Genomic DNA, 23,408 nt, shown 5'->3' with positions numbered 1-23,408 from the left:
CCGACATAGCACCACAGAAGGCCGGATCATTATCCGGCCTTTTTTATCCTCCTTTCTCACCGCTGATCTTATTCAAATTCCCTGATAAAGATCATCATGGTTATCAGCGTTAATCCGGCAACGAATCGGCGTATCTTAAGCTTAAGAAAACGACAATTCGTCAGAGGATTAATCATGAGCAACACCCGCATGCCCGCTCTGTTTCTCGGTCACGGTAGCCCGATGAACGTGCTGGAAGACAACCGCTATACCCAGGCCTGGCAACATCTGGGCGCAACGCTGCCGCGTCCACGTGCAATTCTGGCGGTCTCGGCGCACTGGTACACGCGAGGCACGGCGGTGACGGCGATGAACAATCCACGCACCATCCACGACTTCGGCGGTTTTCCGCAGGCGTTGTTTGATGTGCGTTATCCGGCCCCAGGTTCACCGGAGCTGGCCCAGGAAGTCGCCGATTTGCTGGCACCGGTGGCGGTGCATCTCGATCAGGAATGGGGATTTGACCACGGCTCATGGGGCGTGCTGGTAAAAATGTACCCTGATGCGGATATCCCGGTGGTGCAGCTGAGTGTTGATGGCACCAAACCCGCCGCATGGCACTTTGAGCTGGGGCGTAAACTCGCGGCATTACGCGATAGCGGCGTGATGATTGTTGCCAGCGGCAACGTGGTGCATAACCTGCGCATGCTGCGCTGGGAAGGAGCAACCGAAGCCTATCCGTGGGCGGAAAGCTTCAACCAGTATGTGCTGGATAACCTGAATTATCAGGGCGATATCGAGAGCAATCCGCTGGTAAATTACCTGCAACACGAAGGGGCGAAATTGTCTAACCCCACCCCTGACCATTATTTGCCGCTGCTGTATGTGCTGGGCGCACGCAGTGAAGATGAGCCAGTATCCATTCCGGTTGAAGGAATGGAGATGGGAGCCATCAGCATGCTTTCGGTTCAGGTAGGCTAAGGTTGATGCCGCCCGCGATGATGGCGGGCGGTAATTGATTACCCGATAAAGGTATGTGGATAGAATCGGGAAAGATCCTGCGTGATCAGCGCCCGATCTTCACGTATTCCGATCCCGGCAGGCTGATCATCAATCAGCCAGCTACCAATCAGGGTGTAGCTATCGCCGAATTTTGGCAGTGGATAGAACTCCTGCACAATCATCCCTTCTTCGCCATATGGCCCATCGACACGCGCAATCTCCTGGCCGTGTTCGATAATGCGGATATTGGCACCTTCACGCGAAAACAGCGGTTTCACCACGTATTTATCCATCTGCGGCACATTCGCTGCATCGGCAAAGTAAGCCGGCAACAGATTAGGATGGTCAGGGAACATCTCCCACAGCAATGGCAGCAATGCTTTGTTGGAAATGATGCTCTTCCACGCGGGTTCCAGCCAGCGTACCCCGGCATCCGCCAGCTTGGTGGAGAACACCTCGCGCAGCATAAATTCCCACGGGTAAAGCTTGAACAGATTACTGATGATCTGATCGTTGGGATCAGTAAACTGGCCTTTTTCACCCAGCCCAATTTCGTCGATGTACAGAAATTCGCTCGGTAACCCGGCCTCGGTGGCGCAATCCTGCAAATATTGCACCGTGCCGCGATCTTCTTCAGTATCGCGGCAACAGGCGAAATGCAGCCAGTTAAAGCCATGCTGCTGATGCAGCTCAGAGAAGCGGGCAATCAGCTTCTCCTGCAGGCTATTAAACTGGTCACTGCCCTGCGGCAGGTTGCCTGCATTCTGTTGATCTTCCAGCCAAATCCATTGGAAAAATGCCGCTTCATACAGTGAAGTTGGCGTATCGGCATTATTCTCCAGCAGTTTGATATCGCCCTTGCCGTCCCAGGCCAAATCGAGACGCGAATAGAGCGAGGGCTGACGCGATTTCCACGAGTCACGCACAAAATCCCAGGTGTGCTTTGGAATGCAGAAGCGGGTGAGCAGTGCTTCACTGTTCACCACTTTATCCACCACCTGGAGGCACATCTGATGCAGCTCCGCAGTGGTATCTTCCAGCTGCTCAATTTGCGCCAGCGTGAACTGGTAATACGCCTCTTCACTCCAGTAAGGTTCGCCATGCATGGTGTGAAACTGAAAACCATACTCGGTGGCCTTTTCGCGCCAGTCCGGGCGCTCGGTGATGGCAATACGTTGCATGATGCTGCTTAGCCTCCCAGCGAGCGTGAGCCGGTGCCGGAGGCACTGCTGCGCTGCATGGTATTTTGCTTCGCGACTGTTTCCCCAAAACCACCACGGGTGATGGTGGAGGTGGTCGCGGGTTTCGGTGCCATGGCGGTTTTCGGCACGTTCATGGTACGGCCAGAGGTTGCCGCCCCATAGTTCTTACCGGACGCATCAACAAACTGGCCATTTGCCGGGCTGTTGGGAGTTTTGGGCGAGAACAATGGCTGCTGCGCAAAGCCAGCGCCACCGCCCATCATGCGGCCCATCATATAACCGGCCATCAGCGGCATCCAGAAGCTGCCACTCTGCTGTGCTTCGGCATTGGTGCCCGCCTGCGCAGGGGCCTGCTGGCATTGGTTTTCACCAAATTCCGCCACACAATCTTCACGCGTTGCGTATTTCGGTGCGGTACGTTCCGCTTCTTTTTTCGCGTTGTTATACGCGGTGGTGCATTGCGCGCTCTGGCTCGGATTGGCCTTAGCGCAGTCGTCTGCATTCTGATAAAGCGAGACGGTTTCATCACTCTGTTCGCAGCCAGCCAGCATAAACACTGCGGTAACCGCGAGTGCCACTGGCGTTAAATGGCGTGCCTGCCAGCTTTTACGGAAAGCGGCATGACGAATATTTTTAGTCCGTTTCATTTCATTTCATCCTGTGCCCAAAGGTAACGCTTAGGATAAGGGGTGAGTGGTTGAAATTAAAGCGGCAGGCCGGGTGGTGAGGGGATCTTTACGTAGCTATACGTTTGAATGAGAAAGGGGCCGTAAACGGCCCCGAATTCACTTAATTACTGAAAGGATTGCTGCTGGTACGTGCTGCTGCCGGGCGCGCTTTTGCGGCGGCTGGCGCTGCTGAAGACGCTTTCGGACCGTTATCCACACGCGATGCCTGCTGCGTGTTTTCCGGCGCGACGGCTTCCGGAGACGTGGAGGTCTCTTTACCCAACTGGGCATTCAACAGTTGCAGATCCTGTTCATTCAGCGTACCCAGCGCATATTTGATGTTGAGCTGGTTAATCATGTAGTTATAACGCGCATCAGCCAGTTGCTGTTTAGCGTTATACAGGGTGGTGGTGGCATCCAGCACATCAACGATGGTACGGGTACCGACCTGATAACCGGCTTCCATCGCATCCAGCGAGCTTTGCGATGACACGACAGCCTGTTTGTAAGCATCGATGCTGCTGATTGACGCGTTCACGTTATTAAAGGAGGAACGCACGGTCTGAATCGCACTGCGATGCGCGCCTTCTAACTGTTCACTGGCGCTGACAAAGCTGTACTGCGCTTGTTTAACCTGTGAAGTCACTGAGCCACCACTGTACAACGGCAGTGAGAAGCTCAGACCCACCTGGTTCGAACCGGTGATGGAGTCGGAGGTGCTGGAACTCTGGTTAGCACGGCTGCCGCCATATTTGCTGTTGGACAGGCCGGTTGAGGCGGTTAAATCCAGCGTCGGCATATGGCCAGATTCTGCGGAGCGAATCTGCTCGCGAGCCAGATCCTGGCTCAGACGTGCGGACAACAGGCTCAGGTTGCGGCTTTCAGCTTCTTTCAGCAATGTATTCACGGCATCCGGGCGGGTCGTTTTGAAACGATCAATATTCAGTTCCGCCAGAGACAGGTAATCCATACCGGTGATTTGGCGCAGCGCTTCAACCATGTTGTCGAGGTTGTTACGCGCGGTAACTTCACTGGCCAGCACGCTGTCGTATTGAGCACGGGCGTTCTGCACGTCGGTGATCGCCACTAAGCCCACGTTGAAGCGCTGTGTGGTTTGATCCAGTTCGCGGTAGATCGACTGTTTCTGTGCTTCTGTATAAGAAAGCGTATCAATGGCATTCAGCACATTGAAGTAAGCGGTGGCGGTGTTCAGGATCAGATCCTGCTGAGCAACCTGATAGGTGACATCCTGAATACCGGCAGTTTTTTCCTGCAACGTCAGCGCACGCCATTTCGACATATCGAAAATCGTTTGGGTTAATTGCAGTGATGCGCTGGTCGTGTTGGAATGAAGGCCGCTGCTGTCGCGGTAGCCGTTGTTATAGGTATAATCTGCGCCAAGGCCTAACTGCGGCAGTAAAGGACTGCGCGCTTCGTTAATTTTCTCAAAAGCAGCATCGCGGTCGGCAGCAGCAGAGCGTAAAGTCGGGTTGCTTAAACGCGCCTGTTGATACACCTGCAGCAGGTTCTCTGCCTGGCTGGCAAGGCTGAAACCGCCCAGGCTCAATCCAATAAAAAGTGGGAGCAGTTTTTTCATTTGCATTCCTTTTGTTGCAGCAAATTGCACTGGTAGCGCTGCAGGTAAGCCAAAAAATAATCGCCGATTCTAGCAGAGACGGCGCGACAGATAAGTTGGCTGAACGTGCCTTCTTCCTCTAATTTACGTAAATAATTCAGAAAGAACCACTCGGACGGAGCACAAGGGTTGGCTTTTCTTCGCTCCATCCCAATCTGCATAAGGAGCCAGAAGATGGCCGATGAAAAAAAATCCCCTGTGACTTTCACAAAAAACGATGTAGAAATTATTGCACGCGAAACACTTTACGACGGTTTTTTTTCTATTGTTCGTTATCGTTTTCGCCATCGTCTATTTAATGGTGAAATGAGCGGTGAAGTGCAGCGCGAAGTTTTTGAGCGCGGCCACGCTGCTGTCCTGCTACCCTATGATCCCCTGCGTGATGAAGTTGTGCTGATCGAACAGATCCGCATCCCGGCACTCGACTCCAGTGCAACGCCCTGGCTGCTGGAAATGGTGGCCGGGATCATTGAGCCGGGTGAGACAATCGAACAGGTGGCGCGTCGTGAAGCGGTGGAAGAAGCGGGCCTCAAGGTTGGACGCACCAAACCGATAGTGAGTTACCTTGCCAGTCCAGGCGGCACCTCAGAGCGCCTGTCAATTCTGGTGGGGGAAGTGGATGCCAGCCAGGCAGAGGGAAATCACGGGCTGGAGGAAGAGAATGAGGATATTCTTGTCCATGTGGTGAGCCGCGAACAGGCTTATCGCTGGGTGGAAGAGGGGATAATCGATAACGCCGCGTCTGTCATCGCCTTGCAATGGCTGGCGTTGCACCATGAGAAACTAAGAGAAGAGTGGAAGCCAACATGAGACAGCGCTATACCCCTGACTTTCCCGAAATGATGCGCCTGTGCGAGACCAATTTCGCCCAGTTACGCCGCCTGCTGCCCAAGGGCGACGAAGCAGGTGCTTCGGTGACCTATCAGGTGAACGGCGCCAGTTATCAGCTGACCATTCAGGAATCAACGCGTTACACTACGCTGGTGGAAATCCGCCAGGTAGCCCCCGCGGTGAGCTACTGGAGCCTGCCGTCGATGTCGGTACGGCTCTACCATGATGCGATGGTCGCTGAAGTGTGTTCCACACAGCAGATCTATCGTTTTAAAGCGCGCTATGATTATCCTAATAAAAAATTGCATCAGCGCGATGAAAAACATCAGATAAACCAGTTCCTTGCGGATTGGTTACGCTATTGCCTGGCACACGGTGCCGTGGCATTGCCAGTCTGCTGATAGCGTATAATGCGCGCAATAGCGTGGAGATTAAGGAAACGCTTTGGATAGCCTGCTAACTCTTCCTGCGGCGAGTGGGGCCGATATCAGGATTTTACAAATCACGGATACCCATCTTTTCGCAGGAAAACACCAATCGCTGCTTGGGGTGAATACCTGGTCAAGTTTTGATGCAGTGCTGGACGCCATTGAGGCGCAGCAGCGCGATTACGACCTGATTATCGCCACGGGTGATCTTGCACAGGATCATTCTGTCGAAGCGTATCAGCATTTCGTGACCGGTATTGCACGCCTGCCTAAATCCTGCGTCTGGTTGCCCGGCAACCACGATTTTCAGCCCGCTATGGTCAATACGCTGGCCGAAGCGGGTATCGCGGCAGATAAGCATGTACTGCTGGGAGAGCACTGGCAGCTGGTGCTGCTGGATAGCCAGGTCTTTGGCGTTCCGCACGGGATGCTGAGCGAATATCAGCTGGAATGGCTGGAAAAGACACTGGCTAAATTTCCGGAGCGCCACACGCTGGTGTTACTGCATCACCACCCGCTGGCGTCCGGTTGTACCTGGCTGGATCAGCACAGTCTGCGCAATCCGCATCAGCTGGAAGCGGTGCTGCAAAACTTCCCGCGGGCGCGCAATCTGGTGTGTGGTCATATCCATCAGGAACTGGATCTCGACTGGCATGGCCGTCGCGTGCTGGCGACGCCATCAACCTGTGTGCAGTTCAAACCGCACTGCACCAACTTCACCATTGATACGGTGGCGCCAGGCTGGCGCTGGTTTACGCTTAAGCCAGACGGCATGCTGCAAACTGAAGTGAATCGTCTGCAAACTGACGCATTCCGACCTGATCTTGACTCCGAGGGTTACTAAACGATGGCGGCGCTGATTTATCTGCACGGATTCAACAGCTCACCGCAATCGGCGAAAGCCATGCAGCTACAACAGTGGATGCAGCAACAGCATCCTGCAGTCCAGGTGATTGTGCCGCAACTGCCGCCGTTTCCTGCCGAAGCGGCCATGGTACTGGAGGATCTGGTGCTACAGCATGCGGGTGAAACCCTGGGGTTAGTGGGATCGTCGCTTGGCGGCTATCTCGCGACCTGGCTGTCACAATGCTTTATGCTGCCTGCGGTGGTGGTCAATCCCGCCGTACGGCCCTTTGAACTGCTGGTGGATTATCTCGGTGAGAACCAGAATCCCTACACCGGTCAGCAATATGTGTTAGAGTCACGCCACATTTACGATCTGAAAGTAATGCAGATTGACCCCCTGGAAGCACCCGATCTAATCTGGCTGTTGCAACAGACTGGCGATGAAGTTCTCGACTACCGTCAGGCGCTGGATTATTACAGCGCATGTCGTCAGACGGTCGAAGAGGGCGGCAATCATGCTTTTATCGGATTCGAACGCCATTTTACGCAGATTGTTGATTTTCTCGGGTTGAACCACCCCTGACAACTGTGTAGTGTGCCAATTTTCATATTGCTAATCAGACAGTTACGATGAGCCAATCAAGTTATAATGCCGATGCCATTGAGGTCCTGACCGGCCTTGAACCTGTACGTCGTCGTCCTGGCATGTACACCGACACCACACGTCCTAACCATTTGGGTCAGGAAGTGATCGATAACAGCGTCGATGAAGCGCTGGCCGGTCACGCCAAACGGGTTGAAGTGATTCTGCACGCCGACCAGTCACTGGAAGTCATTGATGACGGCCGTGGCATGCCGGTTGATATCCACCCTGAAGAGGGGGTGCCGGCGGTTGAGCTGATCCTTTGCCGTCTTCACGCGGGCGGTAAATTCTCGAACAAAAACTACCAGTTCTCCGGCGGCCTGCACGGCGTGGGCATCTCGGTGGTCAACGCCCTGTCGAAACGTGTTGAAGTCACGGTGCGCCGTAATGGCGAGGTTTACAACATCGCGTTTGAGAACGGCGACAAGGTGCAGGATCTGCACGTTACCGGTACGGTAGCGAAGCGCAACACCGGTACCAGCGTCCACTTCTGGCCGGATGAGAGTTTCTTCGACAGTCCACGTTTCTCCGTTTCCCGCCTGAGCCACCTGCTGAAAGCCAAAGCGGTGCTGTGTCCGGGGGTGGAAATTGTTTTTAAAGACCAGGTCAACAATACCGAGCAGAGCTGGTGTTACCTGGACGGTCTGACTGACTATCTGTGCGAAGCGGTTAACGGGCTGCCGACGCTGCCGGAAAAACCCTTTGTTGGCAGCTTTGCCGGTGAAGTGGAAGCGGTTGACTGGGCGCTGCTGTGGCTGCCGGAAGGCGGCGAACTGCTGACGGAAAGCTACGTCAACCTGATCCCTACGATGCAGGGCGGTACGCACGTTAACGGCTTACGTCAGGGGCTGCTGGATGCGATGCGCGAATTCTGCGAATTCCGCAATATCCTGCCGCGTGGAGTGAAACTCTCGGCGGAAGATATCTGGGATCGTTGCGCGTATGTGCTGTCGGTGAAAATGCAGGATCCACAATTCGCCGGGCAGACCAAAGAGCGTCTGTCATCACGTCAGTGCGCTGCCTTTGTTTCGGCGGTGGTGAAAGATGCCTTCAGCCTGTGGCTGAACCAGAACGTGCAGGCCGCAGAACAACTGGCGGAGCTGGCGATCTCCAGCGCACAGCGTCGTATGCGCGCCGCGAAAAAAGTGGTGCGTAAAAAACTCACCAGCGGACCGGCATTGCCGGGCAAACTGGCCGATTGCACCGCGCAGGATCTGAATAAAACTGAGTTGTTCCTCGTGGAGGGTGACTCCGCAGGCGGATCGGCCAAACAGGCGCGCGATCGTGAATATCAGGCGATCATGCCGCTGAAGGGCAAGATCCTGAATACCTGGGAAGTCTCCTCAGATGAAGTGCTGGCCTCGCAGGAAGTGCATGATATCTCGGTCGCGATCGGTATCGATCCTGACAGCGACGATCTCAGCCAGCTGCGTTACGGCAAGATCTGTATCCTGGCGGATGCGGACTCCGATGGTCTGCACATTGCCACACTGCTGTGCGCGTTGTTTGTGAAGCATTTCCGTTCGCTGGTGAAAAATGGCCATGTTTATGTGGCGATGCCGCCGCTTTATCGTATCGATCTCGGCAAAGAAGTATACTACGCACTGGATGAAGACGAGAAAGAGGGCGTGCTGGAGCAGCTGAAGCGTAAGAAAGGCAAGCCGAACGTGCAGCGCTTTAAAGGTCTGGGTGAAATGAACCCGTTACAGCTGCGCGAAACCACACTCGATCCCAACACCCGCCGCCTGGTGCAGCTCACCGTCAGTGATGACGATGTGGAGCAGACGCTGCGCGTGATGGATATGTTGCTGGCGAAGAAACGATCCGAAGACCGCCGTAACTGGTTGCAGGAAAAAGGCGATTTAGCCGACATCGAAGTTTAAGAAATCAGGGCGCTGCGGCGCCCTTTTTTATCGGCACCGCTATAGGAAGCAAACAGTGAAGATCACGCTGGAAGAGTTACGCGCCTGGGTGACGGTGGTGGATACCGGTTCGATCACCAGCGCCGCCGAGCAGCTGGAACAAACCAGTTCTGGCATCAGCAGGGCGCTCACCCGTCTTGAGAGCAAACTCGCTACCACGCTGCTGCATCGCACCACACGTCGCCTGGCGCTGACAGAGGAAGGGCAGATCTTCCTCGAACACGCCCGCCAGATTCTGGCATCAGTGGAACTGGCTGAAGAACAGATTGCCCAGCGGCGTGACATTCCTGCCGGGCGTTTACGCGTCAACGCCGCGACTCCCTTTATGTTGCATGTGATTGTGCCGCTGGTGGACGAGTTCCGGCAGCGTTTCCCGCAAATCCAGCTGGAGCTGAACACCGACGATATCGTGATTGATCTGCTGGAGCAGCAAACCGACATTGCGATCCGCGTGGGTGAGCTGCGTGATTCCTCGCTGCGTGCCAGGGGGCTGGGCAGCAGCGTCATCCGGCTGCTGGCCAGCCCGGCTTATCTGGCGAAGCATGGCGAGCCGGAGACGGTAGCCAATTTGCAGGATCATCAACTGCTGGGGTTTAGTCAGCTGGATGCCCATAACGTCTGGCCGGTCTGGCAGCAAGAGGGGGTATTTTTGCGGGTCAGGCCAACGCTGGCGGCATCGAGTGGCGAAACCCTGCGTCAGCTGGCGCTGGCGGGTCAGGGCATTGTGCGTCTGTCCGATTTTGTCAGCCGCGAGGATCGCGCCAATGGCAGGCTGGTACAGGTACTGGAAGCAGAAACCCGCGAGCTACGTTTGCCGATTCACGCGGTGTATTACCGCAATCAATCGCTGGCGTCACGCATTCGCTGTTTTCTGGATTTTTTGCGGGAAAAAATCGAGGTAAATGGTCTGCTCTGAACACCCGCAGCGGCGCGATGTCCGGCTCAAAGGGCGCGCAATAAATTGCGCCGCTACGTTCTGGTGCGTTGTGGTCCGGTAGCGGCGCGATTTATCGCGCAATTATTTAGCCGCTTCCAGCACCAGAATCTTCACATCCACCACATCATCTTTAATGATGGCGCGGTGCGCATCCATATGCGGCATCTGCTGATGCTGCTCCAGATGGCGCAGCGATTCCCATTGCTCCAGCATAAAAATCGAGTCCGGGGAGTTATGTTTCCACGGCACCTGCGCCTGGTGGTCCACCAGCGCATCGTATTGATGGCAACCTTCTTCCTGCAACACGGTGGGGATCAGGCGGTTAATCGCCTCCAGCACCACCGCACGGCGTCCCGGTTTGATACAGATTTCAGCAACCACAGTCAGCATGAGATGTCCTTTTTTACCGTTGTGCTTACAGTTAAGCAAAAATTTGGCTGAGATGAGTCCGATAACGTTCGATATCGCGGGGCACGTCCGGTTGTTTAATCACATCATTACAAATAAAGGTCGGCAACCCGCTCATACCGAGGAATTGGTTGGCTTTGTGGAAATGCAAATACAGGCCGTCCACACCCACACCTTCAAAGAATTGATCAGGATCGGTGAAGGCCTCCAGTGGTGCATTCCAGGTCAGTGACAGCATATATTTTTTGCCCTGAATCAGGCCACCGGAACCGTATTTTTTGCCGGCGTCAGAACGACTACGGCCATCGCTGGCATAGAGTGCGCCATGGCCTTCAGTAAATACGTCATCAATATATTTCTTCACCGTCCATGGCTCGCCCATCCACCAGCCAGGCATCTGATAAATCACCACGTCGCTGGCGAGATATTTTTGTACTTCGTCGGCCACCACATAGTCGCTATCCGCGACGGTGACGTTAACGTCATGGCCCAAATCGCGCAGCAGGCTGGCTGCCACCTCGGTTAGCGTATGGTTCAGCTCGCCTTTCGAATGGGCGAAGGTTTTACCACCATCAATAATTAAAATTTTGCTCATGCCAGATGCGCTCCATGTGAGAAATTGATGCTCACTCTACGCGCGCGCCCAACGGGAAAAAATGTGTTTTGGATCACAAGACTTTTGCTTTTAACGCAATAATGCGTCAGCGTGTGGAACAATCTGAAAGCAAACACCAACAGAGAAGAAAAATGAAAACCATGTTATTCAGTGCGTTACTTCTGGTCAGCGGCGTCGTTCAGGCGCAATCCCACCTTGATCAGGTGCGCGTTAGCAAAACCCTGAAAGTCTGCACCACCGGGGATTACAAGCCTTACAGTTATCTGCGCAGCGACGGGCAGTATGAAGGGCTGGACATCAGCATGGCAGAATCACTGGCCGAGAGCCTCGGTGCCAAAGTGCAGTGGGTGCCAACCACCTGGAAAACCCTGAGCGATGATTTTGTCGCCCAACATTGCGACATCGCACTGGGTGGTGTGTCGGTCACGCTGAAACGTCAGCAAATTGCCTGGTTCGCGCAGCCGCTGGGTGTGGATGGCAAAATCCCGCTGGTACGCTGTGCCGACAAAGCGAAGTATCAAACCATCGAACAAATTAACCAGCCGCAGGTGCGAGTGATTGAACCGGCGGGGGGCACCAATGAAGCCTTTGTTCACAGCCATCTGCCCAATGCTTCGCTGACGTTGTTCCACGATAACGTCACCATTTTCCAGCAGCTGGTGGATAAAAAAGCGGATGTGATGATTACTGATGCATCGGAAGCGCTGTTCCAGCAGAAGCACTATCCACAGCTGTGTGCGCTGAACCCGGAGCAACCGATGCAGTACGGTGAGAAGGCGTATATGATCCCGCGCGATGATATGAGCTGGAAACAATATGTCGACCAGTGGCTGCATCTCAGTACCGCCACCGGAGATTATGCCCGCATCGCCGAGCAGTGGCTGGGTGTGATCAAATAACCCAATTGCACGGGTCGTAGCGGCGCAATGCATTGCGCGTCTTTTCAAAAACCGCGCGATAAATCGCGCCGCTACGCCGAACGGCATCCCGCAATTAACGATACAAACTGGCTTTGCCCAGCCCGCCAAACAGGTTCATTTTGTAGCGAATTACCCCTTTCGCCGCAGCGATGGCTTCCGGGTAGATGACGTTCGGATCCCACCAGGTTTCCCGCGCCAGAATCTCGCGCACTTTCTGGAAATAGGCGAACTTCATATCGCTGGAGATATTAATTTTCCCGACTCCCAGCGTCACCGCCTCGGCAATCTCGGCATCCGGGTTAGCGGAGCCGCCATGTAACACCAAAGGAATGGTCACACGCTGTGAAATGTCCTTAAGAATATGCATCTGTAATTCCGGCTTCATATTTTTCGGATAGATGCCGTGTGCCGTGCCAATCGCCACCGCCAGAGTATCCACGCCGGTACGCTGGATAAAATCCTCCGCCTGCGCCGGTTCGGTGTAAATCACTTTACTGACGCCGCCTTCCACCGTGTTGCCGGTATCGCCGATGGTGCCCAATTCACCTTCAACCGACACGCCCACCGCATGTGCCAGCTTCACCACTTCTTTGGTCAGTGCGACGTTCTCTTCATAGGGCAGCAGCGAGCCGTCAATCATCACTGAGGTAAAGCCGCACTGGATGGCGCGCAGCACCTGAGCGATGGAGGCACCGTGGTCAAGGTGGATGGTGAAAGGGACTTTGCTTTTCAGCGTCCGCTCCCGCACGTAGCCAAAGAACTCATCAGTAACAAACTCCAGTTCACTGGGGTGGATCGAGATGATGGCTGGCGTGTTTGTCGCCTCAGCTTCCTCCACCACGGCGCGAATAAAACAACTATCCGCGACGTTAAAAGCGCCGATGGCAAAACGGTGTTCACGGGTAGGTTCCAACATCTCTTTCATAGAAATCAACATGTTATGTTTTCCTTCAGGTGATGTTTAGTCAGGGCCGACGGCAACGCCGACCCGTGATTAATAAAACGGGAGAAAATCTGTCGTAGCGGCGCGATTTATCGCGCGGGTATCAGGCCTGGCCCGCCGAACCCGACCAGCTCAGATACTCGGCCACCACTTCGCGGCAGGCGGATTCCATCAGCCCGAGTAAATCCGCCAGCTCGGCGTGTGGATGCTGCTTCATCGCCTGTTGCAACGCGTTCTTACCGGCATCAAACACCGCGGCACCGACATTAATCTTGGCGACGCCAAACTGGCTGACGCGGCGCAGATCCTCGGCGGGTGTCCCCGAGCCGCCATGCAGCGCCAGCGGGAGGGGGGAGACGGCGTGCAGTTCCTGCAAGCGCTGGAAATCAATTTTCGGCTGCACGCCAGCCGGATACAGCCCATGTGCGGTACCCACTGACACCGCCAGCAGATCGATGTGCGTTTGTTCAACGAACGGCAGCACATCCGCCACCTGGGTCATCTTCACGGCGGCATCGGCCAGTTGGTAGGTCGGGGCATCGGCGATATGGCCCAGCTCGCCCTCGACGCATACGCCAGCGGTATGCGCCATTTTCACCACCTGCGCGGTTTGACGAATGTTCTCCGCCAGCGGCTCGGATGAAGAATCGATCATCAGGCCGGTGAAACCGGCGCGAAATGCCTGACCAATCAGCGGAAAGGCTTTGCCGTGGTCGAGGGCCAGCGCCACCGGCACCGTGGCATCTGCTGCCAGCGCCTGCACCAGCGGCACCGCCACGGGTGGCGGGAAATGTGCGCTATGCCCCTGATAAACATTGAGGATCAGCGGGGCGCGTTGTTGTTCGGCGGCCTGAATGGCGGCGCGCGTAGTCTCAAGGTTAAAGCAGTTGATCGCCAGCACCGCGTACTGCTGCTGTGCCGCTGCCTGAATCAGGTCATTCATCATGGCAAACATGGTGGCTCCTTATTCCAGAGTGAATTTGATCTCTTCATCGCGGACGCCTGGGGCCTCCACATCGTCGAACTCTTCATCCGCCTGGGTAACGGTTTTCTTCATCAGCGACAGCATCACGCCACACACCACGGTGCCGATGCCAAGCGCCAGGCAGAACAGCCAGGGTTTGGTGAACAACGGCACCACAAACATGCCGCCATGTGGTACGGGGGCTTCCACGCCCCACACCATGATCAGTCCACCGGCAATCGCCGAGGCCACCACGCAGCTGGCGACTACGCGCAGCAGGTCACGCGCGGCTATCGGAATCACGCCTTCGGTGATCATGCAGATCCCCATTGGGAAGGCGGCTTTCAGCGCCTCTTTTTCTGCTTTGGTGTACTTGTGACGCGTCAGCAGGAAGGAGAGGGTGATGCCGAAAGGCGGAATCATCGAACCGACAAACTTCACCGCCTCCGGCCCGTAGATGCCATCGACCAGCATGCCATCGGCAAACAGCGACATGGTTTTATTGATTGGCCCGCCAAAGTCGAAGGTGGCCATGGCGCCGAGAATTGCCCCCATCACAAACTTCGAGCCGCCCTGCATCGATTCCAGCAGATGAATCAGCGTCTTCTGCAACCAGACAATCGGCTGGCCGATAAAGGTCATCATCAGTAGCCCGGCGATGATGGTGCTGAGCAGCGGCAGCACCATGATCGGCATCAGGCCCTGCATCGACTGCGGCAATTTGATGGTGCGGCGCAGCAGCAGCACGGTGTAGCCGACGAGGAAACCGCCAAGAATACCGCCGATAAAGCCGGTGCCAATCTGGCCGCAGATAAAGCCAACGATCAAGCCCGGGGCAAAGCCGGGGCGATCGGCGATCGAGTAAGCGATCGCCGCGCTGATCAGCGGCACGATCAACCCCATGCCCCAGCCGCCGATCTGATTGAGCATCCAGGCGATCGTGCCGGTGTGTTTACCGACATCCGGCCCGCCAATCACCTGGCCGAGGGCGATGCAGATCCCGGCGGCGACGATCAGCGGGATCATCCAGGAGATGCCGGTAAGCAGATGCCCTTTGATCTCCTGGCCATACTGGCGTTTGTTGTCATTCATGATGGATCTCCTCAGGCGCGCGCCAGTGAATCCGCCACTTTTTCGAGGAATTTCACCGGTGACTTGATCACCACTTCGGTTTTCACCCTCACGATAGGTTTGCCCTGGAAGCGCTCTTCGCCTTTGATCTTCACGTCAACCGCGAGGATCACCACATCCGCAGCGGCGATCGCCTCGCGGGTGAGTTCCGTCTCGGTGCCGATAGTGCCCTGCGTTTCGACATGGATGGTGTGGCCCAGTGCATGGGCGCCCTTGATCAGTTTTTCCCGCGCGATGTAGGTATGCGCGATGCCTGCCGTGCAGGCCGCTACACAGACAATGTTCATGTGTCACCTCAGAAGAGTAGGGTTAACAGAGGTCGGTTTCGGCGTACTGACTAAACAGCCGGATGATATTGCCGGGGTCGTTCTCCGCCAGCAGTTGGGCAATCACCTCATCATCGGCCAGCGCGCTGGCCACCTGCGACAACAGGCGAATGTGGGTGGTGTTCTGATCTTCCAGTCGTACTGCGAACAGGATGATGCAGCGCACCTGGCTGCCATCAAGCGTTTCCCAGGGGATATCCTGCTGGGTACGTCCAATGGCTAAGGTGGTTTGCCGCACGGCCGCCGACTTGCCGTGTGGAATGGCGATATGGTTTTCAAAGCCAGTGGAGCCTTCCGCTTCACGCAGCCAGACGTCGGCGATAAAGGCGTCGCGATCGCTGATGGCACCGTCCTGATAAAGCAACTCGGTGAGTTCGTTAATCACTTCTTCTTTGCTGGTGGCAGTCAGGGCCAGATTGACGCGGCGCGGCGTCAGAATGCGGGAAATATCCATCAGTCAGTCCTCATTCAATTAATGTTCAGCCAGAGCGTCATTCGCCCGGTGCGGCAGCTGGCTGCCAATCATGGCGTCGGTCACCCGCCGGATGTCGTCATCGTTAAAAAATGCGCTGACATACACGCTGGGAATGGCGCCGTTGGCGAGATGAATGGTGGTAATCACCAAATCCACCGCTTCACGCTGGCAAAAGGCGGCGTGATTACTGGCCGACACCACTCCGGCGATTTCCCAATCCGGGAAGGCGCGCAGAATGCGGCTTTTCAGCAGATGTGAAGTGCCGACTCCGCTGGAGCACACCACCAGAATGCGTTTGTGGGCAATCTGCCGTTCGAGCGCCGCCTGAAAATGGACGCAAAGGTAACCAATTTCATCATCTGCAACCGGTGAAAGATCGTAAGCGCTCGCCGTAAGTTGCATCGCCTGTTGCGTCAGGAAAAATATTTCTTTCATTTCCTGCTGAATATCGTCCAGCAGCGGATTACGAATATGGATGTGATATTTAAGACGATTTAATAACGGCTTAATATGCACCAGTAGTCCGTCGAATAATAAACGGTCCTGAGATAAATCCTGCTGAATTAATGCCGAAAATCGATCGATTAATTCACAGGTTATTTTGACCGATTCCGCCGTGGAAAATTGATTATGCAGCGGCGCATGATCGCCACGTTCTTCCACCACAATTCCGGACGAGACAATATATTGATAAATAAATCCTACCTCATCCGCCGGGAGTGCACAGCCGATGCGTGCTTCAATCTGGTTCACCATCTGCTGCGCAATGGTCAGGATGCGTTTATCCAGGTCCTGCGCGGCAAGCGTGGTCTGCAAGGCCAGCACGTTACCCTGCGCCATGCGATGCATCATGATCAAAACGTGGGTGCAGAGATTGAGATACCAGGCATCACCCAGCGGATAACTCAGTTGCTGCTCCATCTGTAACAGCAGCGCCTGCACAAAAGCCACGTCCTCATCACCGAAGTAATGCACCAGCGCCTGCTGGCTACCAGGGTCGAGCCGTGGCAGCAGCGGCGTACCCGCCACATTTTGCTGCATCACATCATTAATCAGCGACACCATCGCCTGGCGCAGCGACTGTTCATTACCTTCAATGTGCGTGCCGCCTGGGCCGCGTGCCAGCATCAATCCCAGCGGTTGCAGCCACTCTTCAATCACTTTCAGGTCATTCACGATCGAGGCATGGCTGATAAAGTAACGTTCCGACAGCTTGCTAATGGACGTTTCGCGTGGCGCGTCGCTCAGCAGCTGGGAAGCAATTTTTACCCGGCGGCTGTTGTGGCTCAGGGCATCGCTGTTGTCATCCCCGTTCAGTTGCTGCTCCAGCTGCAGACGCTGCTGGATATCATCAACACGCAGTCGCACGCCGCGTCCTGGGGTTTTCTCCAGCACCATCGCCCAGTTGCCGAGCCAGGCTTCCAGCCATTGCAGGTCACGGTAGATGGTTTTTTCTGAGACGCCGAGCTGTTGTGCCAGCTGTTTTAACGGCTGGGGTGCGGCCTGTTGCAGCAGCAGTTTTACTAATCGGTGTTGTCGCGAAGTCAGTATTTGCATTCGGTCACCCTTTATTTTGGCAAAACAGTGTCCTGCTATGGTGTTTTTTATATTTTCCAGATGCCAGAAATCAGGAGCGCAAAAAATATCTGTCTTATGGAGTATGAATTTAGAAAAGGAAGAGAAAAGCAACAATACTAAATGTTGTCCTCTTGCGCGGACAGGATTAATACGAAAAGGTGTGGGTGAAAATTAATTGAGATCAGGCTCACAGAATGTCGGGAATATTCATTGTGATCATGATCTCATTCTATTTTATTTTTTTAACCGACCTCACATTAATTTTCTGATAAAGATTCCTGTTGCCAGAGATGTCTTCCCCCCTGTGACTAAGGCACGCGAATAAGGTACTATCCTCGCCAAATGACCGCCGGATGTCCCGCCACTGTGGGCCACGAAGTGAGGATACGAGCTTAATGAGCGAATTGACGCAGGATGGTGCAGAGCGTCTTGCCCTGCACAAATTTACAGAAAACGCGTACCTGAATTACTCCATGTACGTGATTATGGACCGCGCGCTGCCGTATATCGGTGACGGCCTCAAGCCAGTACAGCGCCGCATCGTCTATGCGATGTCCGAGCTGGGCCTCAATGCCAGCGCCAAATTTAAGAAATCGGCGCGTACCGTGGGTGACGTGCTGGGTAAATACCATCCGCATGGCGACAGCGCCTGTTATGAAGCGATGGTGCTGATGGCGCAGCCGTTCTCGTACCGCTACCCGCTGGTGGATGGTCAGGGCAACTGGGGGGCACCGGATGATCCGAAATCCTTTGCCGCGATGCGTTATACCGAATCGCGCCTGTCGAAATATGCCGAAATTCTGCTGAGCGAGCTGGGTCAGGGGACGGTGGATTACACCCCCAACTTTGACGGCACGTTGCAGGAACCGAAAATGTTACCGGCGCGTCTGCCGAATATCCTGCTGAACGGCACCACCGGCATCGCCGTCGGTATGGCGACCGATATTCCTCCGCACAACGTGCGTGAAGTGGCGCAGGCGGCGATCACCTTGATCGAAAAGCCGAACACCACGCTGGATGAGTTGCTGGATATTGTCCACGGGCCAGATTTCCCCACCGAAGCGGAGATCATCACCCCGCGTGATGAGATCCGTAAGATTTACCAGAACGGTCGCGGTTCCATCCGCCAGCGCGCGATATGGAAAAAAGAAGACGGTGAAGCGGTGATCACCGCGCTGCCGCATCAGGTATCCGGTGCGCGTGTGCTGGAACAGATCGCCACGCAGATGCGCAATAAAAAGCTGCCGATGGTGGAGGACTTACGTGATGAATCCGATCACGAAAACCCCACCCGTCTGGTGATTGTGCCGCGTTCTAATCGTGTCGATCTGGATCAGGTGATGAATCATCTGTTTGCCACCACCGACCTGGAAAAAAGTTATCGCGTTAACCTCAACATGATCGGTCTGGATAACCGTCCGGCGGTGAAAAACCTGCTGGAAATTATCTCGGAATGGCTGATCTATCGCCGCGATACCGTGACGCGTCGTCTCAATTACCGTCTGGATCGCGTGCTGCGTCGCCTGCATATCCTTGAAGGTTTGCTGGTGGCGTTCCTCAATATTGATGAAGTGATTCACATCATCCGCACCGAGGATGAGCCGAAAGCGGTACTGATGTCGCGTTTTGACATCAGTGAAACCCAGGCTGAAGCGATTCTGGAATTAAAACTGCGTCACCTCGCTAAACTCGAAGAGATGAAAATTCGCGGTGAGCAGGCAGAGCTGGAAAAAGAGCGCGACCAGTTGCAGGCGATTCTTGCCTCCGAGCGCAAAATGAGCAACCTGCTGAAGAAAGAATTGCAGGCGGATAGCCAGACCTACGGTGATGACCGCCGTTCGCCGTTGCGTGAGCGCGAAGAAGCCAAAGCGCTGAGCGAGAATGACCTGGTGAGCGCTGAGCCGGTCACTATCGTTCTGTCGCAGATGGGTTGGGTACGTAGCGCCAAAGGGCACGATATCGATCCATCAGGACTCAGCTACAAGGCGGGGGACAGTTATCTGGCCGCCGCACGCGGTAAGAGCAACCAGCCGGTGGCCTTTATCGACTCCACCGGACGCAGCTATACCCTCGATCCTACCTCACTGCCATCGGCGCGTGGTCAGGGCGAGCCGCTTACCGGTAAGCTGACGCCACCGCCTGGTGCGGTGATGGAACAGGTGCTGATGGAGCCGGATGAGCAGAAACTGCTGATGGCGTCTGATGCGGGTTATGGCTTTATCTGTACCTTTGCTGACCTGGTATCGCGTAACCGCTCTGGTAAGGCGCTGCTGACGTTGCCGGAAAACGCCAAAGTGATGACGCCAATGGCGGTCAATCATGAAGATGACATGCTGCTGGCGATTACCCAGGCGGGTCGTATGCTGATGTTCCCGGTTGGCGAACTGCCGCAAATGTCGAAAGGCAAGGGTAACAAGATCATCTCGATTCCTTCCGCAGAAGCCGCAGCAGGTGCGGATAAACTGGTATGGCTGCTGATCCTGCCGTCGGGCAGTGCCATCACCCTGCATGTCGGCAAACGTAAGATGGTGCTGCGTAGCGAAGAATTGCAGAAGTTCCGCGCTGACCGTGGTCGTCGCGGTACCTTGCTGCCGCGTGGCCTGCAACGTATCGACCGTGTCGAGCTGGATGCCCCAACGCGTCAAAGCGGTGAGAGTGAAGAGTAACCCTGCAAAAAATAACGCAGGCAAGGGTATGCCACTATTGAGGAAGCTATGTTACTAATTTTACGGGCTATTTTTGTTGTCATTTACTCGATTCTGGTCTGTGTGTTTGGTTGCATCTGGTGCCTGTTTTCACCACGTAATCCACGCCATGTGGCCACGTTTGGCCATATGTTTGGTCGCTTATCGACGGTGTTTGGCGTCAAGGTGGAACTGCGTAAACCGGCGGATGCGGAGAGTTATGGCAATGCCATCTATATCGCTAACCACCAGAACAACTACGATATGATCACCGCCGCCAATATTGTGCAGCCCACCACGGTAACCGTTGGCAAAAAAAGCCTGCTGTGGGTACCGTTTTTTGGTGTGCTGTACTGGCTGGCAGGGAATCTGTTGATTGACCGGGACAACCGTGCCAAAGCGCATGGCACCATTGGTGAGCTGGTCGATCAGTTTAAAAAGAAGCGTATCTCGTTCTGGATGTTTCCGGAAGGAACGCGCAGTCGTGGACGTGGCCTGCTGCCGTTTAAAACCGGTGCCTTCCATGCCGCAATGGCCGCAGGTGTGCCGATTATCCCGGTGGTGGTGTCCAACACCCATGACAAAATCAAACTCAACCGTCTCAAAAACGGTCTGGTGATTGTCGAGATGCTGCCGCCAGTGGATACCAGCGAGTTCGCCAACAGTTCGGTGCGTAAGCTGGCGACCCATTGCCGTGAATTAATGTCGGCTAAGCTGGAAGAATTAAACGCTGAAGTCGCCGAGCGCGAAAAAAACGGTAAAATCTGACCGGCACCACGGGGCAGGCAATCTGCCCCGTAAGCAATCGACCCTCTCCGGGTGCAGCACAGCAATAAAATAGCAATTAGAAAAAAATGGACGGCGTCCTCACGCCACGCTCAAAAGGTCTGAAGTTTTATGTCTTGCAGCAGACGTCAGTTTATTCAGCTTTCTGCCGGTGTCGCACTTGCCACCAGCGTAACCAGCACTGCGCGTGCCGCTTCCGCGCCTGTCGGCGATACGCCGCTTCCCGTTCCGCCGTTGATTGAATCACGTCGCGGCCAGCCGCTATTTCTTACGCTCCAGCGCAGCCACTGGTCATTCAGCGGCAACAGCAACAAAGTGCCGGTGTGGGGCATTAACGGCTTGTATCTCGGCCCGACAGTGCGGGTCTACAGCGGCGACGACGTGAAGCTGATTTACAGCAATCGTCTGAATGAACCCGTCGCCATGACCGTCAGCGGTCTGCAGGTGCCGGGTGCTCTGATGGGTGGCGCACCGCGATTGATGTCGGCAGGCGTTGACTGGGCGCCGGTATTGCCGATTCGTCAGGGGGCGGCAACCTTGTGGTATCACGCCAATACGCCCAATCGTATGGCACCCCATGTCTATAACGGCCTGGCGGGAATGTGGTTGATTGAGGATGACGTCAGCAAAGCGCTACCGCTGCCGAAACATTACGGCGTGGATGATTTCCCGCTGGTGATTCAGGACAAGCGCCTCGATAACTTTGCCACCCCGGTCTACGACCCGCCGCAGGATGGCGGCTTCCTCGGTGATACGTTGCTGGTCAACGGCGTGCAGAACCCGTATGTGGATGTTTCGCGTGGCTGGGTCCGCCTGCGCCTGCTGAACGCCTCTAACTCACGCCGTTACGATCTCTCCTTCTCCGATAATCGGCCCTTTACGGTGATTGCCAGCGATCAGGGCTTCTTACCGTCTCCGGTGGCAGTTCAGCGTTTGTCGCTGGCCCCAGGCGAACGGCGTGAAGTGCTGGTGGATATGTCGCAGGGTGATGAGGTGTCGATCACGGCAGGTACCGCAGCGGGATTGATGGATCGACTACGCGGCCTGTTTGAACCGTCATCGATCCTTGCCAACACGCTGGTGCTGTCGCTGCGTCCGACGGGCCTGCTGCCGCTGGTCACCGACAATCTGCCGATGCGGCTGCTGGCGGATCAGATCCTGGATGGCGTGGCGGTGCGCACTCGCGAATTCCGCATCGGCGACAGTATGCCGGGCATCAATGGTGCAATGTGGAATATGGGACGTATCGACACCACGGTACAGCAGGGCACTTTTGAACGCTGGATCCTGCACGCCGACCGCCCACAGGCGCTGCATATTCAGGGGGTGATGTTCCTGATTAAAAGTGTCAACGGGGCACAGCCGATGGGCGAAGATCGCGGCTGGAAAGACACGGTGTGGGTTGATGGGGATGTCGAATTGCTGGTGAGTTTCCCGCAGAATTCGTCGGAACATTTCCCGTTTGTGTATTACAGCCAGACGCTGGAACTGGCCGATCGCGGTACCGCAGGACAGCTGCTGGTGAATCCCACCACCTGATAGTTCTGCAATCCGTAGCGGCACGATTTATCGTGCTGTTTTTAACAGACGCGCGATAAATCGCGCCGCTACGTATACGGTGATTAATTAAAGCTCTCTGGATCTGGTCCCAGACGATTGCCAATATCCAGCGCGGTAATATCGCTGATCTCGGTTTTTTCCAGCCGGAAATCAAACACCTTGATGTTTTCTTCAATGCGCGACGGGGTGACTGATTTCGGAATCACTACCAGGCCGCTATCCAGATGCCAGCGAATCACGATCTGCGCCGGGGTTTTGCCGTATTTCTTCGCCAGTTCTTTGATCACTTCCTGATCGAATACTCCTTTACCGCCCTGGGCCAGCGGACTCCAGGATTCAGTCTGGATCTGGTGCAGCGCGTTCCAGGCATGGAGGGTGCGCTGCTGTAGCATCGGATGCAGCTCAATCTGGTTCACCACCGGTGATACACCCGTTTCATCCATCAGGCGTTTCAGGTGCGCTTCATTGAAATTACACACGCCAATGCTTTTGGTCAGACCCTGTTGCTGCAATTCAATCATCTGCTGCCAGGCACCGACATACAGATCTTTCGCCGGGCAGGGCCAGTGCATCAGATAAAGATCGACCTGATCCAGCTTGAGTTTTTCCAGGCTGGTTTCCAGCGCCTGCTGGGCATTTTTCTGATCGTCATTCCACAGCTTGGTGGTGACAAAAATGCTGTCGCGCGCTACGTCGGTTTCCTGTAGCGCCTGACCAATCGCTTCCTCATTCTTATAAGCGGCAGCCGTATCGATGGAGCGATAGCCGACCTCCAGCGCTTTTAATACCGCTTTGCGTGCATCTTCAATACTCGCCTGCCAGACACCCAGTCCGAGCTGCGGCATCATATTGCCGTCGTGCAGTTTAATTAGTGGTTGGTCTGCCATAGTTGCTCCTTATTTGTCGCAGTGACTCACCGAAAA

At 55.1% G+C, this 23,408-nt stretch carries 23 protein-coding genes; 11 read left to right on the top strand and 12 right to left on the bottom strand.

Annotated elements, in window-relative coordinates; all coding sequences use genetic code 11:
• Positions 1 to 174 precede the first annotated feature (174 nt).
• Positions 175 to 960, top strand: coding sequence for a 4,5-DOPA dioxygenase extradiol (gene ygiD / locus CUN67_RS17300; RefSeq protein WP_208716521.1), 786 nt, complete (start codon positions 175 to 177; stop codon positions 958 to 960).
• A 38-nt stretch (positions 961 to 998) separates the two neighbouring features.
• Here the strand turns inward: ygiD and CUN67_RS17295 are convergent, their stop codons facing one another.
• The 3 genes from CUN67_RS17295 to tolC all read right to left on the bottom strand — a co-directional run bounded on the left by CUN67_RS17295 (position 999) and on the right by tolC (position 4,448).
• Complete coding sequence (locus tag CUN67_RS17295; RefSeq protein WP_208716520.1) at positions 999 to 2,162, bottom strand: glutathionylspermidine synthase family protein; 1,164 nt, start codon at positions 2,160 to 2,162, stop codon at positions 999 to 1,001.
• Between the two features lie 8 nt (positions 2,163 to 2,170).
• Positions 2,171 to 2,830 (bottom strand): DUF1190 family protein, encoded by a 660-nt coding sequence (locus CUN67_RS17290; RefSeq protein WP_208716519.1) that lies wholly within the window; start codon positions 2,828 to 2,830, stop codon positions 2,171 to 2,173.
• A gap of 142 nt (positions 2,831 to 2,972) precedes the next feature.
• The gene (gene tolC / locus CUN67_RS17285; protein WP_208716518.1) at positions 2,973 to 4,448 is read right to left on the bottom strand and encodes an outer membrane channel protein TolC; all 1,476 of its coding nucleotides are present in this window, start codon (positions 4,446 to 4,448) and stop codon (positions 2,973 to 2,975) included.
• A gap of 213 nt (positions 4,449 to 4,661) precedes the next feature.
• Between tolC and nudF the strand changes: the two genes are divergently transcribed.
• Genes nudF through CUN67_RS17255 form a run of 6 tightly spaced genes read left to right on the top strand, consistent with a single transcriptional unit; the run spans position 4,662 to position 10,073 of the window.
• The gene (gene nudF, locus CUN67_RS17280; RefSeq protein WP_084876856.1) at positions 4,662 to 5,297 is read left to right on the top strand and encodes an ADP-ribose diphosphatase; all 636 of its coding nucleotides are present in this window, start codon (positions 4,662 to 4,664) and stop codon (positions 5,295 to 5,297) included.
• The gene (locus CUN67_RS17275) at positions 5,294 to 5,719 is read left to right on the top strand and encodes a DUF1249 family protein (RefSeq protein WP_208716517.1); all 426 of its coding nucleotides are present in this window, start codon (positions 5,294 to 5,296) and stop codon (positions 5,717 to 5,719) included. The genes nudF and CUN67_RS17275 overlap by 4 nt, the downstream gene beginning before the upstream one ends.
• A 43-nt stretch (positions 5,720 to 5,762) precedes the next feature.
• Positions 5,763 to 6,590: a 3',5'-cyclic-AMP phosphodiesterase gene (cpdA, locus tag CUN67_RS17270; RefSeq protein ID WP_208716516.1), complete on the top strand. Its 828-nt coding sequence runs from the start codon at positions 5,763 to 5,765 to the stop codon at positions 6,588 to 6,590.
• A gap of 3 nt (positions 6,591 to 6,593) precedes the next feature.
• On the top strand, positions 6,594 to 7,175 hold the full coding sequence (gene yqiA, locus CUN67_RS17265) for an esterase YqiA (RefSeq protein ID WP_208716515.1): 582 nt from the start codon (positions 6,594 to 6,596) through the stop codon (positions 7,173 to 7,175).
• Positions 7,176 to 7,222: 47 nt separating this feature from the next.
• Positions 7,223 to 9,118: a DNA topoisomerase IV subunit B gene (gene parE / locus CUN67_RS17260; RefSeq protein ID WP_084876852.1), complete on the top strand. Its 1,896-nt coding sequence runs from the start codon at positions 7,223 to 7,225 to the stop codon at positions 9,116 to 9,118.
• A 55-nt stretch (positions 9,119 to 9,173) separates the two neighbouring features.
• Positions 9,174 to 10,073, top strand: a complete 900-nt coding sequence (locus tag CUN67_RS17255) for a LysR substrate-binding domain-containing protein (protein ID WP_208716514.1) — start codon at positions 9,174 to 9,176, stop codon at positions 10,071 to 10,073.
• Between the two features lie 102 nt (positions 10,074 to 10,175).
• Here the strand turns inward: CUN67_RS17255 and CUN67_RS17250 are convergent, their stop codons facing one another.
• Both CUN67_RS17250 and CUN67_RS17245 read right to left on the bottom strand, forming a co-directional pair.
• Positions 10,176 to 10,484, bottom strand: coding sequence for a putative quinol monooxygenase (locus CUN67_RS17250; RefSeq protein WP_208716513.1), 309 nt, complete (start codon positions 10,482 to 10,484; stop codon positions 10,176 to 10,178).
• Between the two features lie 31 nt (positions 10,485 to 10,515).
• Positions 10,516 to 11,097 carry an NAD(P)H-dependent oxidoreductase gene (locus tag CUN67_RS17245; protein ID WP_208716512.1) on the bottom strand — a complete coding sequence of 194 codons (582 nt, stop codon included), beginning with the start codon at positions 11,095 to 11,097 and terminating at the stop codon, positions 10,516 to 10,518.
• Between the two features lie 152 nt (positions 11,098 to 11,249).
• Here CUN67_RS17245 and CUN67_RS17240 point away from each other — a divergent pair, with 152 nt between their 5' ends.
• Positions 11,250 to 12,017: a transporter substrate-binding domain-containing protein gene (locus tag CUN67_RS17240; protein ID WP_208716511.1), complete on the top strand. Its 768-nt coding sequence runs from the start codon at positions 11,250 to 11,252 to the stop codon at positions 12,015 to 12,017.
• Between the two features lie 94 nt (positions 12,018 to 12,111).
• On the opposite strand, the gene CUN67_RS17235 is transcribed toward CUN67_RS17240, so the two are convergent.
• The 6 genes from CUN67_RS17235 to CUN67_RS17210 form a co-directional block, all read right to left on the bottom strand.
• Entirely contained in the window at positions 12,112 to 12,975 is an 864-nt protein-coding gene (locus CUN67_RS17235; RefSeq protein ID WP_208716510.1) for a ketose-bisphosphate aldolase, read from the bottom strand.
• Between the two features lie 109 nt (positions 12,976 to 13,084).
• Entirely contained in the window at positions 13,085 to 13,936 is an 852-nt protein-coding gene (locus tag CUN67_RS17230) for a class II fructose-bisphosphate aldolase (protein WP_208716509.1), read from the bottom strand.
• Positions 13,937 to 13,945: 9 nt separating this feature from the next.
• Entirely contained in the window at positions 13,946 to 15,037 is a 1,092-nt protein-coding gene (locus CUN67_RS17225) for a PTS fructose transporter subunit IIC (RefSeq protein ID WP_208716508.1), read from the bottom strand.
• An 11-nt stretch (positions 15,038 to 15,048) separates the two neighbouring features.
• A complete protein-coding gene (locus tag CUN67_RS17220; protein ID WP_013510517.1) occupies positions 15,049 to 15,363 on the bottom strand; it encodes a PTS fructose transporter subunit IIB in 315 nt (104 codons plus the stop codon).
• 22 nt (positions 15,364 to 15,385) lie between these two features.
• Positions 15,386 to 15,856 carry a PTS sugar transporter subunit IIA gene (locus CUN67_RS17215; protein WP_208716507.1) on the bottom strand — a complete coding sequence of 157 codons (471 nt, stop codon included), beginning with the start codon at positions 15,854 to 15,856 and terminating at the stop codon, positions 15,386 to 15,388.
• Positions 15,857 to 15,874: 18 nt separating this feature from the next.
• Positions 15,875 to 17,434: a BglG family transcription antiterminator gene (locus CUN67_RS17210; protein WP_208716506.1), complete on the bottom strand. Its 1,560-nt coding sequence runs from the start codon at positions 17,432 to 17,434 to the stop codon at positions 15,875 to 15,877.
• A gap of 416 nt (positions 17,435 to 17,850) precedes the next feature.
• Between CUN67_RS17210 and parC the strand changes: the two genes are divergently transcribed.
• The 3 genes from parC (at position 17,851) to ftsP (ending at position 22,464) form a co-directional block, all read left to right on the top strand.
• Positions 17,851 to 20,121, top strand: a complete 2,271-nt coding sequence (gene parC / locus CUN67_RS17205) for a DNA topoisomerase IV subunit A (RefSeq protein WP_208716505.1) — start codon at positions 17,851 to 17,853, stop codon at positions 20,119 to 20,121.
• Between the two features lie 48 nt (positions 20,122 to 20,169).
• Positions 20,170 to 20,907 carry a 1-acylglycerol-3-phosphate O-acyltransferase gene (locus CUN67_RS17200; protein WP_208716504.1) on the top strand — a complete coding sequence of 246 codons (738 nt, stop codon included), beginning with the start codon at positions 20,170 to 20,172 and terminating at the stop codon, positions 20,905 to 20,907.
• Between the two features lie 129 nt (positions 20,908 to 21,036).
• Positions 21,037 to 22,464, top strand: a complete 1,428-nt coding sequence (gene ftsP / locus CUN67_RS17195) for a cell division protein FtsP (RefSeq protein ID WP_208716503.1) — start codon at positions 21,037 to 21,039, stop codon at positions 22,462 to 22,464.
• Positions 22,465 to 22,547: 83 nt separating this feature from the next.
• Here ftsP and dkgA read toward each other — a convergent pair whose 3' ends face one another.
• Positions 22,548 to 23,372 carry a 2,5-didehydrogluconate reductase DkgA gene (gene dkgA, locus CUN67_RS17190; RefSeq protein ID WP_208716502.1) on the bottom strand — a complete coding sequence of 275 codons (825 nt, stop codon included), beginning with the start codon at positions 23,370 to 23,372 and terminating at the stop codon, positions 22,548 to 22,550.
• Positions 23,373 to 23,408: the final 36 nt, after the last annotated feature.

The sequence above is a fragment of the Pantoea cypripedii genome (assembly GCF_011395035.1).
In the GTDB taxonomy this organism is placed as follows: domain Bacteria; phylum Pseudomonadota; class Gammaproteobacteria; order Enterobacterales; family Enterobacteriaceae; genus Pantoea; species Pantoea cypripedii_A.
Note: the sequence above shows the minus strand (reverse complement) of the source record. Positions and strands in the feature narration are given on the sequence as shown.

Bases quoted from the DNA above. Each gene is read 5' to 3' on its own strand.
- CUN67_RS17220 (WP_013510517.1), bottom strand. From the start codon at position 15,363: ATGAACATTGTCTGTGTAGCGGCCTGCACGGCAGGCATCGCGCATACC.
- CUN67_RS17240 (WP_208716511.1), top strand. From the start codon at position 11,250: ATGAAAACCATGTTATTCAGTGCGTTACTTCTGGTCAGCGGCGTCGTT.
- ftsP (WP_208716503.1), top strand. From the start codon at position 21,037: ATGTCTTGCAGCAGACGTCAGTTTATTCAGCTTTCTGCCGGTGTCGCA.
- CUN67_RS17245 (WP_208716512.1), bottom strand. From the start codon at position 11,097: ATGAGCAAAATTTTAATTATTGATGGTGGTAAAACCTTCGCCCATTCG.
- CUN67_RS17230 (WP_208716509.1), bottom strand. From the start codon at position 13,936: ATGTTTGCCATGATGAATGACCTGATTCAGGCAGCGGCACAGCAGCAG.
- CUN67_RS17235 (WP_208716510.1), bottom strand. From the start codon at position 12,975: ATGTTGATTTCTATGAAAGAGATGTTGGAACCTACCCGTGAACACCGT.
- CUN67_RS17215 (WP_208716507.1), bottom strand. From the start codon at position 15,856: ATGGATATTTCCCGCATTCTGACGCCGCGCCGCGTCAATCTGGCCCTG.
- yqiA (WP_208716515.1), top strand. From the start codon at position 6,594: ATGGCGGCGCTGATTTATCTGCACGGATTCAACAGCTCACCGCAATCG.
- parE (WP_084876852.1), top strand. From the start codon at position 7,223: ATGAGCCAATCAAGTTATAATGCCGATGCCATTGAGGTCCTGACCGGC.
- CUN67_RS17210 (WP_208716506.1), bottom strand. From the start codon at position 17,434: ATGCAAATACTGACTTCGCGACAACACCGATTAGTAAAACTGCTGCTG.
- CUN67_RS17225 (WP_208716508.1), bottom strand. From the start codon at position 15,037: ATGAATGACAACAAACGCCAGTATGGCCAGGAGATCAAAGGGCATCTG.
- parC (WP_208716505.1), top strand. From the start codon at position 17,851: ATGAGCGAATTGACGCAGGATGGTGCAGAGCGTCTTGCCCTGCACAAA.
- tolC (WP_208716518.1), bottom strand. From the start codon at position 4,448: ATGAAAAAACTGCTCCCACTTTTTATTGGATTGAGCCTGGGCGGTTTC.
- CUN67_RS17200 (WP_208716504.1), top strand. From the start codon at position 20,170: ATGTTACTAATTTTACGGGCTATTTTTGTTGTCATTTACTCGATTCTG.
- ygiD (WP_208716521.1), top strand. From the start codon at position 175: ATGAGCAACACCCGCATGCCCGCTCTGTTTCTCGGTCACGGTAGCCCG.
- CUN67_RS17250 (WP_208716513.1), bottom strand. From the start codon at position 10,484: ATGCTGACTGTGGTTGCTGAAATCTGTATCAAACCGGGACGCCGTGCG.
- dkgA (WP_208716502.1), bottom strand. From the start codon at position 23,372: ATGGCAGACCAACCACTAATTAAACTGCACGACGGCAATATGATGCCG.
- CUN67_RS17290 (WP_208716519.1), bottom strand. From the start codon at position 2,830: ATGAAACGGACTAAAAATATTCGTCATGCCGCTTTCCGTAAAAGCTGG.
- nudF (WP_084876856.1), top strand. From the start codon at position 4,662: ATGGCCGATGAAAAAAAATCCCCTGTGACTTTCACAAAAAACGATGTA.
- CUN67_RS17275 (WP_208716517.1), top strand. From the start codon at position 5,294: ATGAGACAGCGCTATACCCCTGACTTTCCCGAAATGATGCGCCTGTGC.
- CUN67_RS17295 (WP_208716520.1), bottom strand. From the start codon at position 2,162: ATGCAACGTATTGCCATCACCGAGCGCCCGGACTGGCGCGAAAAGGCC.